This window comes from Janibacter sp. HTCC2649 (assembly GCF_000152705.1).
In the GTDB taxonomy this organism is placed as follows: domain Bacteria; phylum Actinomycetota; class Actinomycetes; order Actinomycetales; family Dermatophilaceae; genus Knoellia.
This window is the reverse complement of the sequence record NZ_CH672413.1, coordinates 2,033,587-2,046,735: the sequence shown is the minus strand read 5'-3', so window position 1 is coordinate 2,046,735 and position 13,149 is coordinate 2,033,587. Positions and strand designations below refer to the sequence as shown.

17 protein-coding genes are annotated in these 13,149 nt (G+C 67.8%); 13 read left to right on the top strand and 4 right to left on the bottom strand.

The window, feature by feature from the left end:
• The first annotated feature begins 62 nt into the window (after nucleotides 1-62).
• From JNB_RS09770 to JNB_RS09760, 3 genes are all read left to right on the top strand, one after another.
• On the top strand, nucleotides 63-554 hold the full coding sequence (locus JNB_RS09770; protein ID WP_009776287.1) for a GNAT family N-acetyltransferase: 492 nt from the start codon (nucleotides 63-65) through the stop codon (nucleotides 552-554).
• A gap of 38 nt (nucleotides 555-592) precedes the next feature.
• Complete coding sequence (tdh, locus tag JNB_RS09765; protein ID WP_040884556.1) at nucleotides 593-1,633, top strand: L-threonine 3-dehydrogenase; 1,041 nt, start codon at nucleotides 593-595, stop codon at nucleotides 1,631-1,633.
• A 76-nt stretch (nucleotides 1,634-1,709) separates the two neighbouring features.
• Nucleotides 1,710-2,315 carry a LysE family translocator gene (locus tag JNB_RS09760; protein WP_009776285.1) on the top strand — a complete coding sequence of 202 codons (606 nt, stop codon included), beginning with the start codon at nucleotides 1,710-1,712 and terminating at the stop codon, nucleotides 2,313-2,315.
• A 91-nt stretch (nucleotides 2,316-2,406) separates the two neighbouring features.
• Here the strand turns inward: JNB_RS09760 and JNB_RS09755 are convergent, their stop codons facing one another.
• Nucleotides 2,407-2,847, bottom strand: coding sequence for a DUF732 domain-containing protein (locus tag JNB_RS09755; RefSeq protein ID WP_148232372.1), 441 nt, complete (start codon nucleotides 2,845-2,847; stop codon nucleotides 2,407-2,409).
• A gap of 135 nt (nucleotides 2,848-2,982) precedes the next feature.
• Here JNB_RS09755 and JNB_RS09750 point away from each other — a divergent pair, with 135 nt between their 5' ends.
• The 6 genes from JNB_RS09750 (at nucleotide 2,983) to JNB_RS20445 (ending at nucleotide 8,206) form a co-directional block, all read left to right on the top strand.
• A complete protein-coding gene (locus JNB_RS09750; protein ID WP_009776283.1) occupies nucleotides 2,983-4,152 on the top strand; it encodes a sensor histidine kinase in 1,170 nt (389 codons plus the stop codon).
• Entirely contained in the window at nucleotides 4,149-4,823 is a 675-nt protein-coding gene (locus tag JNB_RS09745) for a response regulator transcription factor (protein ID WP_009776282.1), read from the top strand. The genes JNB_RS09750 and JNB_RS09745 overlap by 4 nt, the downstream gene beginning before the upstream one ends.
• A 220-nt stretch (nucleotides 4,824-5,043) precedes the next feature.
• Complete coding sequence (locus JNB_RS09740) at nucleotides 5,044-5,331, top strand: SHOCT domain-containing protein (RefSeq protein ID WP_009776281.1); 288 nt, start codon at nucleotides 5,044-5,046, stop codon at nucleotides 5,329-5,331.
• Entirely contained in the window at nucleotides 5,328-6,254 is a 927-nt protein-coding gene (locus JNB_RS09735; RefSeq protein ID WP_009776280.1) for an ABC transporter ATP-binding protein, read from the top strand. Before JNB_RS09740 ends, JNB_RS09735 begins: the two co-directional genes overlap by 4 nt.
• A complete protein-coding gene (locus tag JNB_RS09730) occupies nucleotides 6,251-7,174 on the top strand; it encodes an ABC transporter permease subunit (protein ID WP_009776279.1) in 924 nt (307 codons plus the stop codon). The genes JNB_RS09735 and JNB_RS09730 overlap by 4 nt, the downstream gene beginning before the upstream one ends.
• A gap of 189 nt (nucleotides 7,175-7,363) precedes the next feature.
• Nucleotides 7,364-8,206, top strand: a complete 843-nt coding sequence (locus tag JNB_RS20445) for a peptidoglycan-binding protein (protein ID WP_050766600.1) — start codon at nucleotides 7,364-7,366, stop codon at nucleotides 8,204-8,206.
• Between the two features lie 62 nt (nucleotides 8,207-8,268).
• Here JNB_RS20445 and JNB_RS09715 read toward each other — a convergent pair whose 3' ends face one another.
• Entirely contained in the window at nucleotides 8,269-8,781 is a 513-nt protein-coding gene (locus tag JNB_RS09715; RefSeq protein ID WP_148232371.1) for a DUF732 domain-containing protein, read from the bottom strand.
• Between the two features lie 13 nt (nucleotides 8,782-8,794).
• Here JNB_RS09715 and JNB_RS09710 point away from each other — a divergent pair, with 13 nt between their 5' ends.
• From JNB_RS09710 to JNB_RS09700, 3 genes are all read left to right on the top strand, one after another.
• Complete coding sequence (locus JNB_RS09710; RefSeq protein ID WP_009776276.1) at nucleotides 8,795-9,127, top strand: VOC family protein; 333 nt, start codon at nucleotides 8,795-8,797, stop codon at nucleotides 9,125-9,127.
• Between the two features lie 80 nt (nucleotides 9,128-9,207).
• On the top strand, nucleotides 9,208-10,401 hold the full coding sequence (locus tag JNB_RS09705; RefSeq protein ID WP_040883681.1) for a glycine C-acetyltransferase: 1,194 nt from the start codon (nucleotides 9,208-9,210) through the stop codon (nucleotides 10,399-10,401).
• Between the two features lie 19 nt (nucleotides 10,402-10,420).
• Nucleotides 10,421-10,870 (top strand): 2-amino-3-ketobutyrate CoA ligase, encoded by a 450-nt coding sequence (locus JNB_RS09700; RefSeq protein WP_009776274.1) that lies wholly within the window; start codon nucleotides 10,421-10,423, stop codon nucleotides 10,868-10,870.
• Between the two features lie 3 nt (nucleotides 10,871-10,873).
• On the opposite strand, the gene JNB_RS09695 is transcribed toward JNB_RS09700, so the two are convergent.
• Complete coding sequence (locus JNB_RS09695) at nucleotides 10,874-11,350, bottom strand: heme-degrading domain-containing protein (protein WP_009776273.1); 477 nt, start codon at nucleotides 11,348-11,350, stop codon at nucleotides 10,874-10,876.
• 257 nt (nucleotides 11,351-11,607) lie between these two features.
• Between JNB_RS09695 and JNB_RS09690 the strand changes: the two genes are divergently transcribed.
• Nucleotides 11,608-12,354: a YqjF family protein gene (locus JNB_RS09690; protein WP_040883680.1), complete on the top strand. Its 747-nt coding sequence runs from the start codon at nucleotides 11,608-11,610 to the stop codon at nucleotides 12,352-12,354.
• Here the strand turns inward: JNB_RS09690 and JNB_RS09685 are convergent.
• Nucleotides 12,299-13,099 carry a putative transporter gene (locus JNB_RS09685; protein ID WP_009776271.1) on the bottom strand — a complete coding sequence of 267 codons (801 nt, stop codon included), beginning with the start codon at nucleotides 13,097-13,099 and terminating at the stop codon, nucleotides 12,299-12,301. The two genes, JNB_RS09690 and JNB_RS09685, sit on opposite strands and share 56 nt — an antisense overlap.
• Nucleotides 13,100-13,149 lie beyond the last annotated feature (50 nt).

The window sequence follows — 13,149 nt, the reverse complement described above, 5'->3', positions numbered from 1 at the left end:
CGCGAACCCTTTTGGGTATGCCGTGTCTGCACGTTTTGCGGTTGAGGCACGATGGCGCCGTGATGTCGCTTGTGGAGGTGCCCTTCGTCGACCCGAGGGTGCAGGAACTCGTCGCCGAGGTGCAGGCGCACTACGTCGTCATCTATGGCACGCCGGACGAGTCGCCGGTTGACCCACGCGAGTTCGCGGCGCCCATGGGGCGGTTCGTTCTCGGTGTCGAGGACGACCAGGACGGCGAGCCGGTCGCGATGGGTGGGTGGCGTTGGCGCCCTGACCTGGACGCGCGCTTCGGTGGGGACCGGGTGGCCGAGGTCAAGCGGATGTTCGTCCCCGCGCGGGTGCGGGGGCGGGGCTACGCACGTGAGGTACTCGCGTTCCTGGAGCGGACGGCATACGCCGATGGGGTGGAGCGGCTCATCCTCGAGACGGGACTGATGCAGCCGGACGCGATCGGACTGTACGAGTCGCAGGGGTACGAGCGAGTGGAACCTTTCGGTCACTATGCGGAGTCGGACCTGGTGCGCTGCTTCGGCAAGGACCTGCGCCGGGGCTGAGTTTTCGACGGCGACGTGGTCACGCCATGATGGGTGCCGTGCGCGCACTCGTGAAGACCGAAGCCGGTCCTGGCCTCCAGTTCATCGACGTCCCCGAACCCACGTGTGGTGACGCTGACGTCAAGATCCGCGTGCTGCGGGCGGGGCTCTGCGGCACCGACCTCCACCTCGAGCAGTGGGATGACTGGGCGGCGTCAGTGGTCAAGGCGCCGATGACGATCGGTCACGAGTTCTATGGCGAGGTCGTCGAGACCGGCGCGCTCGTGGACCACATCAAGGTTGGCGACCGGGTCTCCGGCGAGGGGCACCTCATCTGCGGGAACTGCCGCAACTGCCGGGCCGGCCGCCGCCACCTCTGCATCAAAACCGTTGGGGTGGGCGTCAATCGGGACGGCGCGTTCGCGGACTACGTCGTCATCCCGGCGATGAACGCGTGGGTGCAACCGGCTGACCTCGACCCCGACCTCGGCGCGATCTTCGACCCGCTGGGCAACGCAACCCACACGGCTCTGCAGTGGCCGGTCATCGGGGAGGATGTCGTCGTCACTGGCGCCGGGCCGATCGGTGTCATGGCTGTGGCGATTGCGCGGCATGCGGGGGCGCGTCGCATCGCGGTCACGGACATGAGCGACGAGCGGCTGGCGTTGGCCAAGGTTGCCGGTGCCGACCTGTGCGTGAACGTCGGCCGCGGCGAGAACCTCGAATGGGCGCAGAAGCAGCTCGGCATGCTCGAAGGCTTCGACATCGGCCTCGAGATGAGTGGCGCGCCCAAGGCCGTCGAGGACATGCTCGCCAACCTCAACCACGGCGCCCGCGTCGCGATGCTCGGCCTGCCCAAGGACCCGTACCCGATCGACTGGGGCCGGGTCATCACGCACATGATCACGATCCGCGGGATCTATGGGCGCGAGATGTTCGAGACCTGGTACCTCATGGGGTCGATGCTCGCCACGAGCGCCGAACTGCGCGATGCCGTCCAGTCGGTCATCACCCACCGCTTCCCGGCGGAGGAGTGGGCCAAGGGCTTCGAGGTCGCCCGCTCGGGTCAGTGCGGCAAGGTCGTCCTCGACTGGAGCTGACCGGCCCGGACCCGCGTTGTCCCCAACCGTCCAATTGGGTGAGCTCGGGACGCATGCGGGTGGGAGGCTGGGAGGCATGTCCCCGGCATACCTGATCGTCGTTCTGGCCGTTGTCGCGACGCCCGGCGTCGACGTCCTCGTCACCCTGCGCAACACGATCACGTCGGGGCGGCGGGCCGGATTCGGCACGGTCCTCGGGGTGGGCGCTGGGTCGGCGGTCCAGGGAGTGCTCGTCTCCGTGGGTGTCGGCGCGCTGATCGTCCGGGTGCAGCCGCTGTTCCAGGCGATCAAGTGGGCGGGCGTCGCCTACCTCGTGTGGCTCGGGATCAGTGCCTGGCGTTCGGCGCTGGCCGGCCGCTATGCGGAGATCGACGGCTCGGCCGACGCCGGGATGGCGCGTGGGTTCCGGACGGGTGCGCTGAGCAACCTCACCAACCCCAAGATGCTCGTGTTCTATCTCGCGCTACTGCCGCAGTTCGTCGAGCCGAGCGCGTCCGCGGCGGTCTGGCTCGGGCACGCGCTGATGCTGCCGCTCATCGGGTGCGCGTGGCTCGCGGTCATCGTGCTCGGTGCCTCGCGGGCTCGGGAGACGTTGCTCCGCCGCCGGACCCGTCGGGTCATCGATGCGGTGAGTGGGGCGTTCCTCGTCGGGTTCGCCGCCAAGCTCGCGCGCGAGGCCTGAGGCCCCGAACCTCAGCCGACTTCGTGCCCCGCACGGACCTGGCTCGCTGGGCTCGCCTTGTCCGTGCGGGGCACGAAGTCGAACGTGCCGGTCAGCCGACGGAGGCTGTCAGGAAGGCAGTGCCCTGGTCGTTGCAGAAGTGAGCAATGGCGCCGCCGGTCCACAGGTTCGCCTGGACGGGGTCGAGCTTCAGCGTCGTCTCGGCGTCCTTGATGATCGCCTTGGCCGTCGGCGCCGTGGGCGCAGCCGTGAAGTCCGCGCACATCTTCTTGCCCGCGGCGACGAGGTCAGCGTCGGGGGTGTCCGCGAGGGGCGGGATGGCCTTCTTGAAGCGGCCGGCCCACTGTTCGTCGGCCGAGCCGTCCGAGGCGCCACCCGGCGACGCCGTCGTGGTGGCTGCGGGCGTCGTGCCCGTGCTGCCGGACGTCGCGTCGTCGGCCTTCTCCGAACCGCACGCGGTGAGAGTGAGCGCCAGCGCAAGTCCGGCGGTGATGGACATGGTTTTGGTGATGGACTTCCCCGTAGTCAACATGCCGCCGACGCTACCCAACCCGAGCGCACGGTGCCTGATGGGGGGAGGTGAGTCACGGCATACGCCGCAGGGAGTAGTCCGAACCCCTCCCGTCGCAGGCCGTCCTGGAGTGCCCAAGGTCCCTACGCTGGCGACATGCCTTGGGAACGCGACGCCGAGACCTGGGGTCCGCCGCGCCGCCTGCCGCCGATCGCGTGGGTCATCGGGCCGGCGTTCCTCGCGATCATCTCGATCGGCGGCAGCCTTGGTGCGTCGCGCGGGCAGGACGGGACGCGGTCCATCGATGCCCTCGGGATCGCCCTGTTGCTGGTGGGCCCGGTCTCGCTGGCGCTCGCACGTTGGTGGCCGGTGCCCGCCGTCATCGCGGCCGGGGCGGCGGTCGGGGGGTGGCTCGCGCTCGGCTACCCCTATGGTCCGGTCTTTCTCGGGTATGCCGTTCTCACCGTCATCTGCGTCGCTCGCGGTCTGCGTTGGGCCGCGTGGGGTGCGGCTGTGCTTCCGGTGATCGGGCAGGTGGCCCGGGGGTGGATCGCGCCCGAGACGAAGTGGTCGTGGACGGGGACGGGCGGGATGGTCGCGTGGCTGCTCGTGGCGCTCGCGGTGGCTGAGCTGGTGCGGGCGCGGCGGGACCGATTCGCGGCTGCGCGGACGGCGCATCGTGAGTCGGTGAAGCGGCGCGAAGGCGAGGAGCGGCTGCTCATCGCCCAGGAGCTCCATGACGTTGTCGCCCACCACATGTCACTCATCAACGTCCAGGCCGGAGTGGCGCTGCACCTGTCCCAGCGAGAGAAGCCCGAGCACGTCGAGCCGGCGTTGCGCGCCATCCGCGATGCGAGTGGTGAGGCGCTGGGCGAATTGCGTTCTCTCGTGGATGTCTTGCGTTCCGATCATGCTCCGGCGCCGCGGGCTCCGACGGTACGGCTGGCTGCTCTCGGCGACCTTGTGGAGCGGAGCCATGCGGCGGGGCTCGACGTGACCGTGAAGCGGCTGGGCACCCAACGGGAGCTGCCCGCGGCGGTCGACCTCGCGGCATACCGGATCGTCCAGGAGGCGATCACGAACGTCGTTCGACACGCCTTCGCGACGCGTGCAGTCATCACGCTCGACTACGACATCGACCTCACTGTGACGGTCGAGGACAACGGTCATGGTGCCAATCCGGACACACTCGTCGTTGGCAACGGGATCTCCGGGATGACCGAGCGTGCGCGGGCGCTTGGTGGGTCCGTACGGATCGACGAGTCGCCGCTCGGTGGGCTGCGCATCATCGCGAGCATCCCTGCGGGAGAACGGGTTTCGTCATGATCCGCGTCGTGTTGGCTGACGACCAGCTTCTGCTTCGGGCCGGGTTGAGGGCGCTGCTCGACGCCGAAGACGACATCGAGGTGGTGGGTGAGGCGAGCGACGGCGCCGAGGCGGTCGAGCTCGTGCGGACGCTCACGCCCGACGTCGTGCTCATGGACATCCGCATGCCGGGGACGGACGGGCTCGAGGCCACGCGGCGAATTGCCGCTGACGAGAGCCTTGCTGAGACCAAGGTCGTCATCCTCACGACGTTCGATCTGGACGAGTACGTTTTTGAGGCGGTGCGGATCGGCGCGAGTGGGTTCCTCGTCAAGGACACGGAGCCGACCGAGTTGCTGCGGGGTGTGCGTGCCGTGGCCGGGGGAGATGCGTTGCTGAGTCCCCGGGTGACGCGTCGGCTGATTGGTGAGTTCGCCAGCCGGAGTCGTGACACGTCGATGCCGGCGGCTCGTGAGCTGGCGTTGCTCACCGACCGTGAGCGCGAGATCGTCGGGCTCGTGGGTGAGGGGCTGAGCAATGACGAGATCGCGACTCGGCTCGTGGTGTCGCCGGCGACTGCGAAGACCCACGTGAGCCGCGCGATGGTCAAGCTCCACGCCCGCGACCGCGCCCAGCTCGTCGTCCTCGCCTACGAGTCCGGCCTCGTCACGCCGGGCTGGAGCCAGGGCTAGCTCGACTTATTGCGCAATCCGTCGGCCCTACGGATTGCGCAATACGTGCGCGCATCCGACGGATTGCGCAATAAGTCGATGGGGTTGGGGTCGGGTGTGTCTCAGGGGTGACCCGTACGCCCCGGGGAGGCCTTCAGGTGCCGCCCTCTGTGGGATTCGGTGGAGGCGTCCGCCGCGAAGGATCAAAGGGTCAGATTCACCCCTCGATCCAGGAGCGATCATGAACACCCTTCTCACCACGGCAGCATCCCTCCCCATCCACGACGACCGCTGGCACGGTGGACCGGGACCGTGGTTCATCCTCTTCCCGATCTTCTGGTTCATCGTCATCGCCGCCTTCATCACGATGGCCCGCTTCGGCGGCATGCGTCGCTGGCGCCGCTTCCAGGCCGCCGAAGGTTCGCGCGCCGGTGAGGCCAAGCTGGCCGAGCGGTTCGCAGCGGGCGAGATCGACGAGCAGGAGTACGAGGCTCGTCGCGCCGTCCTCCGTCGTGGTCAGCAGTCATGACCAACGTCGTCGAGGTCCACGGACTCACCAAGCGCTACGGCGACCTGGGTGCGGTCAACGACGTGAGTCTGCAGGTTCGGGCCGGCGAAGTCTTCGGCTTCCTCGGTCCCAACGGTGCCGGCAAGACGACGACCCTGCGCATGCTGCTCGGTCTCGTCTCACCCACCTCCGGTCGGGCGCTCGTCCTCGGACGAGCGCCCGGGCACCCAGAATCGTTGCGCCGCATCGGTTCCCTCGTCGAAGGGCCCGGGCTCTATCCGTACCTCACCGGCCGCGCCAATCTCGAGATCATTGCCCGGTATGCCGGTGTCTCGCGTTCCGCGGTCGCCCCGGCTCTCGAGACGGTCGGGTTGACCGACCGGGCCGGTGACAAGTTCTCGAAGTACTCGCTCGGGATGAAGCAGCGACTCGGTGTCGCCGCGGCCTTGCTCAAGGATCCGGAACTCGTGATTTTGGATGAGCCGACGAATGGCCTTGACCCGCAGGGGATGCGTGACATGCGCGCCCTGGTCCAGTCGCTCGGACGTGAGGGGCGGACGGTCATCCTGTCGAGCCACCTCATGAGTGAGGTGCAGGCGATCTGCTCGCGGGTGGCGGTCATCGACCGGGGTCGCGTCGTGGCGGATGCGTCCGTCGAGGAGCTGCGCGGGCAGTCCGACCTCGAGGTCACGGCCCATCCTCGCGATGTGGCTCGCCGCACCCTGGAGGCGTTGCCCGAAGTGTTGTCGGTGCGCGACGCAGACGGTGGGCTGGTCGTGGACGTGCCGACACGGCATACGGCAGCTGTTGCTTCTGCGCTGGTCGGCGCGGGAGTCGCACTCACCGGGCTGCGCCGCACGGAGCGCGAGCTCGAGGACATCTTCTTCGACCTGACCAACCACGACACCATCCCGGAGGCATTGTCCTCAAGGAGGGCGTCATGAGCACCATGACTGACATCACGGGCGTGAGCGTCGGCAGTCGCGTTGCCGGCGGTCGGAGCTTCACCGGCTTGGGCGCCGTGACGCGGGCCGAGCTGTCCAAGCTGGCTCGTCGACCGGCGGCGTGGGCACTGGTGGGTACGGCCGTGGCGCTGAACCAGATCTTTGCGTACGTCATTCCCTACTTCGCCTATCGCGGCGACACCACGGGCGACTTCGCCGACGGTGGGTCGACTCCGGAACAGCTGCTCGCCGGGATGATGCCGGCCTCGCTCGTCGCCAACACGGTGGGCGCGTTCGCGGTGTTCGTCGGCGCGCTGGCGCTGGTGCTCGGGGCGCTCGTCACGGGTACGGAGCACACGGGCGGGACCTTGAAGACCTTGCTGACCCAACGGCCAGGGCATGCCGCGGTGGTGATCGGTCAGGTGCTGGCCGTCATCGCGGCGGTCGGCGTTGGCATCGTGGGTCTGGCGCTGACGGGTGCCTTGTCGGCGGTGGTCGTCGGGCTCGCTGAAGGGCAGACGCTCGTGTGGACGTCCGTGGGTGACCTGGCGTCCGGGCTCGGGGCCGGGTGGGCGATCCTCGCGATGTGGGGAGCGATCGGCGCCGCGCTCGGTGCGCTGCTGAGGGCGGTGGCGATGCCGATCGGACTCGGGGTCGTGTGGATCCTCGCGATCGAGAACCTCATCACCGCGGTGTCGCGTTCGACGCTGACGTCGCTGGCTGGGCTGCGGGATGTGCTGCCGGGGGTGAACGCGGGTTCGCTCATCGGGTCGATCCTGCCGAGCAACGGTGGAGCCGAGGGTGCGCCCGGTGTGAACACGCTGGTCGACGGGAGTCGTGGGTTGGTGACGGTGCTCGTCTATCTCGTCGTCGCCGTGGTCGCCGCCGCGTTCGTCACCAGCCGCCGCGACGTCGCCTGAGCCCCTGATGACGCCTGCAACTTCGTGCGCCGTACGGACACGTGAAGGAGGCCTTCGGCCGACGGAACCTGTCCGTACGGGGCACGAAGTCGGATTTGTGGGCGCAGAGATGTATCTGGGGGCGGGCGGCTGACTCCTTCTTCGTGGAGACCCTGCACCTGGGCAGGTCCGTGACGCAGGAGGATGCACATGAACGTTGAGCCGTGGAAGACCGCGAGTCAGGGTGCTGTGTCACAGGCCGTGTCGGGGATTCAGTACCTCCTGAAGGCGCACGGGCACGCGGTCGCCACGGACGGGTCGTTCGGGCCAGGCACGAAAGCGGCGGTGATCGCCTTCCAGAAGGCCAAGGGTCTGCCGGCTGACGGTGTCGTCGGAACCGTGACGTGGCAGAAGCTGGTCATTGCGACGAGCTCCGGGTCCGCGGGTGACGCGGTTCGTGCGGTGCAGCAGTTCGGACTCCTGTCCTCGCCCGGAGATGAACCGCTCGTCGTCGACGGCTCCTACGGACCAACCACCACGGCCCGGGTCAAGGACCTCCAGCGGTCCTGGGGGCTGACCATGGACGGGGCCGCGGGGCAGGAAGCGTGGTCGTTCCTCAGCACCTTTGCGCCGGGACCGCGCCCGTGGCCCCTGGTCAAACAGGGCGCCACGCAGGCCACCAACTGGCGGGTGCTGGCTGCCCAGCACCTGCTGCGGGCACACGGCGCCACGATCACTGCTGACGGCAGCTTCGGCCCGGCGAGTGGCAACGCGATCCGGACCTTCCAGCAGACCTTGCGAGCGACCTTCATCAGCACGACCGTGGGTCAGCTCGACTGGCCGGCGCTCATCGTCACGGTCAAGCTCGGCGACAAGGGCGAGGCGGTCAAGGCGGTCCAGACACTGGTGCCCGGCGGACTCACCGTCGACGGGTCGTTCGGCCCGTCGACCGATGCGGCGGTGCGGAACTACCAGACAATGTTCTCCCCGCCATCGGACGGCATCGTCGGCCCGAACACGTGGCACACCCTCACTTTGGCCATCTTCGACTGATGGCCCACCTACTCCTTGTGTGCCTCAGCGGATGCCAGGGACACCGCTGAGGCACACAAGGCTCAGCCGATGGCGGCCTTGGTCCAAGCGCCACTCTGCGGAGTGCAGAACTGCGTGATCGCACCCGTTGCGAAGATCTGGGCCTGAGTGGCATCGAGCCCGAGGCCCGACTGGGCGCCTTGGAGGATCGCCTCAGCCGTCGCGTCGGTCGGGGCGGCCTCGAAGTCGGCGCACACCTTCTTGGCGGCGGTCGCGACCTCTTCATCGCTCTTGCTCGCGAGCGGGGGTACGGCCTTCTTGAACACGGACGCCCACGTGTTCTCCGGGACGATGCCGCTGTTGGTGGGAGCCGGCGAGGAGCCCGTCGTGGGCGCCGTGGTGGTGCTCGAGGACGTGGTCCCCGAGGGGGCGTCAGGGGTCTCGGAGCCACACGCAGTGAGGGTGAGCGCGAGGGCTCCAGCGGCCAGCAGGGTCAGGGGCTTTCGGATGCGCAGCATCCGTCGAACGTAACCAGCGGAGGCGCCGAGCGCGACCCGAGAAGGTGAGCGGGCGGCATACGCTGCGATTGTGGGCAACAGATGGAGTGGCGTGACCGTCGACTGTCTCGACGTCGAGCGGGTGTCGGGGTTCTGGAGTGCGCTGCTCGGGCGCGAGCGAGGGCCGTCGCAGGACGGCTGGGTCTATCTCGGCGAGCGCGGGGATGCGTTGCCGCGGTTGGTGTTCCAGCCGGTGACGGAGGCCAAGCAGGGCAAGGTGCGGCTGCACCTCGACATCGAGGTCGACGGCATCGACGAGGGCATGGCAGATGTGGCGCGGCTCGGGGGTAGCGCGACGGGGGAGCGGCACGAGTATCCCGAAGGCGTGGTCGTCGTCATGGCCGATCCCGAGGGGCACGAGTTCTGCATGACGCAGTACTTCTGAGGGGTGCCGGGGGTGGTTCCCGAGGTGGGCGGACGGCCTACGCTGGCTGTCGTCTGCGACGAACAAACGAAGGGTATGCCGTGTACGGATCCGTGAAGGCCGAGCTCGCTGCGACGTTGGTCGAGATCAAGGACGCGGGGTTGTGGAAGAGCGAGCGAGAGCTCACCACACCGCAGTCATCGCACGTGGGGACGAGTGGCGGTCAGGCGCTGAACTTCTGCGCCAACAACTACCTTGGGTTCGCGGACCACCCGGAGGTTGTCGAGGCATCGAAGAAGGCCCTCGACGAGTGGGGCTTCGGGATGGCGTCGGTGCGGTTCATCTGTGGCACGCAGACGCAGCACTCGGTGTTGGAGCGGGCGCTCAGTGCGTTCCTGGGTACGGAGGCGACGATCCTGTATTCGTCGTGCTTCGACGCCAATGGGGGAGTGTTCGAGGTGCTGTTCGGCGCGGAGGACGCGATCATCAGCGACGAGCTCAACCACGCGTCGATCATCGATGGGGTGCGGCTGTCGAAGGCTGCTCGCTATCGGTATCGCAATGCCGACATGGCCGACTTGCGGGTGCAGCTCGAGGCGGCTGTTGCTGCGGGGGCTCGTCGCAAGGTCATCGTGACCGACGGCGTGTTCTCGATGGACGGGTTCTATGCGCCGTTGGACGAGATCTGCGACCTGGCGGATGAGTTTGAGGCCATGGTGTTGGTGGACGACTCGCACGCTGTGGGGTTTGTCGGGCCGAACGGGCGGGGCACGCCGGAGCTGTTTGGCGTGCAGGACCGCGTCGACATCGTGACGGGGACTTTGGGCAAGGCGCTGGGTGGGGCTAGTGGCGGGTATGTCGCTGCGCACCAAGAGATCGTGGATTTGCTGCGTCAGCGCTCGCGACCGTATCTGTTCTCGAACTCGGTGGCGCCTGGTGTTGTGGCCGGGTCGTTGAAGGCGCTGGAGCTGGTGGACTCGTCCTCGTCGGCGCGGGAGCAGTTGGTCGCGAACACGTCGTTGTTCCGTTCGCTGATGACGGAGGCAGGGTTTGAGCTGCTGCCGGGGTCGCACCCGATCACGCCGGTGATGTTCCCGGGTGAGGACGGCGCGCGGTTGGCGGCTGAGGTTGCGGATCGAATGTTGGCGGATGGCGTATATGTCATCCCGTTCTCGTTCCCGGTGGTGCCCCGTGGCAAAGCGCGGATTCGGGTGCAACTCAGCGCTGCTCACTCTGAGGAAGACGTGCGTCGCTGCGTCGACGCCTTCGTGGCGGCTCGCGACGCGGACGCCTGAGTAGCCGGCGTCATCGGTCATGCAGATCACGCCAGCGGTCGGCATCCCTGAGGTCTCCATCGGCGACTCCAGGTCGGACGTCGAATCGAGGTTGGGTGAACCGAGCTCGAGCGAAGAGGGTCGGGCGTTCTACTTCGACAGGGAGCCGAACTTCTCGGTCCATTACGACGGTGCCGGAACGGTGGAGCTCATCGAGGTCGTTCACGGTGAGGGCGCCGCGGAGGCTTTCCTTGGGGAGATCCAACTGACGTTCCGGCTCATGGACGACGTTGTGGAGGACTTGGAAATCGGTGGGTTCACGAGTCGGCCAGTCGACATCGGGAGGGTCTACGACGCTGGCTTCTGTGTGTTCTCGATGGCCTCCCGAGACCCCAGCGAACTCGTTGACGGCGCGAAGTTCGACGAGGATGACGAGCGCCTCGTGGTCGAAGGTGTGTCGATCGCGCCAGCGTCCTACTGGCGTGACTGAGGCTCAGCCGCGCAGGTGCTCACGCAGGATGCGCACCACAAACCTGTGATCGTCCAGCTGGGGCAACCCGGACACACCCATCCAGCCGACGACGCCGGCGCCCTCCACACGAAGTGGAACTGCGCCGCCGTGCGCCGCGTACTCCGAACTCGGCAACAAGAACTTCTCGGACAGGGTGGTGTTTGCGTCGCGGCAGAGCTGTCCCATGTAGAGCGACGAGTGCTCGAAGCGCCTAACGGTTCGGCCCTTGCGCTGCAACCACTCGTCGTTGTCCTGGGTCGAACCAGGGAGGGCGGAATGGAACAACTGGTGATCGCCTCGCCAAATGCCGACCACCACAGTGAGGCCCTCGGCCCAAGCAGCATCGGTCGCGCGCCGACCCAGGTCATAGGCGATCTTCTCCGAGAGAGCCGGAAGCACACTCTCTGACTCTTCTTGGAGAAGGTCGTCTAGCTTGGGCCACGCTTCCTGTGCTGACATCGCTGTTGATCCTCCCTGTGCCCTTGCCCGTTGAGGGTTCAGTACGCCTCGGCTGAGCGTAACTTGCGGCCAAGGGATCTAAACGGCTCCGAACGAGAAGGGCCGGTTGGCAGAGGTCATTCGCGGCGGTGCGACACGGGTTTGAGATCTTCAGGAGTCAACGAGTTGCGTGAGGTTCAACTTCGCAACGGGATCGTCATTCCGTGACTCGGCTCCAGGGGTACTGCAGCGTTGCGAAGCAAGCCTAGGGTGGGAGCGTGAATGACCCAGGTGTCGAGCCTGTCTCCCCGGAGGCGCCGGAGCTGACTGGGCGCGTGATGATGAACCAGAGCTGGCGCGACCTGACCTTCTTGCACTGGGCTGTCGACCCGGCCCTGGTCGCGCGCCTCATGCCGCCCGGCGTCCGGCCCGACACCCTCGACGGGGTCACGTACGTCGGACTGATTCCTTTCCGGATGGTCGGCGCTGGAATCGCGAGCGGTCCTGGGGTCCCTTGGCTCGGGTCGTTCCTCGAGACCAACGTGCGGCTCTACTCGGTCGATGAGACGGGGCGGCGCGGCATCGTGTTCCTCAGTCTCGATGCCGACCGGGCGGCTGTGGTGCTCGGTGCCCGCGGGGCGTTTGGGCTGCCCTATCGCTGGGCGCGGATGCGCTACGGGGTGAGCGGCGACGTTCACTCGTATGACGCCCGCCTTCGCCGATCCGGGAAGCGGCCAGAGAGCCATGTAGTCATCCGTGCGGGAGCACGGCGTCAGAGCACGGAGCTCGACGAGTTCCTCAGCGCACGCTGGGGATTGCACGTGCACTGGTGGGGCACGACGTTATATGTGCCCAACCACCACGAGGTGTGGCCGGTGCACGATGCCGAGGTGCTGGCGCTCGACGACGAGCTCGTGGCGTCGGTGGGGCTGCCGGGCCTGACCGACAGTCCGCCCGATCACGTGGCCTTCAGCCCTGGCGTGCGCACCGACTTCGCCTTCCCTCGATCGGCGAGCGCTCGCTGACCATCGGCTCGCCGAAAGGACGATTCGCTGAGGCGCCTTTGGGCGAGGTGGACCTTTTCGGGGGTGTGGAGGCGGACCATGAGCCTTGCCGTGTCACGGGGGGTGGTGGCTGGGTGGCGAGCGAGACGAGGATTGCCGTGGCGAAGGCCAAGGGCGTATGGGACGCGACCGGGTTGGCCAGTAGCGCTCCGGCCCAACCGTCCAGCGGCCCGGCCGCATAGGTCGTCACCGCAGCTGACGTCGCCGCCAGCGCGCCGACAACGGGCCCGGCAACAGCCCCGGCCCGGCTCAACCCCTTCCACCACACCCCCAGGATCAGCAGCGGCGCGAACGTCGCCGCCGCCAACGAGAACGCGAACCCCACCGTCGTCGCGATACCGATCTGCTCGACGAACCGTGCAGCAACAAACGGCACGGCCACCGCAGCTACGGCGACCAACCGGAACCCTCCAAACCCAAAGGCATCCCCACCCGCCAGCATCGCCGTCAGCAGGTCCGCGCCCAAGCCATCCACGACTCGCGCCGGCAGCTGGATGACGATCGTGTCGGACCGCGCCCCCGGCGGCAGTGACGGAAGGTGCAGACGGCCGAGCACGGCATGCACCGGCGGCCAGAGACAGAAGATCGCCAGCAGGGCCACGACCGAGACCGTCGTGCGCCGCGCGGCCACCCCGTCCGCGTTCGTGTCGAACCGCACCAGCACGTGCAGCAGCCCCATCGTCCCGAGACACAACGCGAGCATCATCGAGCCCGTCCGATAGAACGGGTGGTCGCCCGGCCCGCGCCCCGCGAACG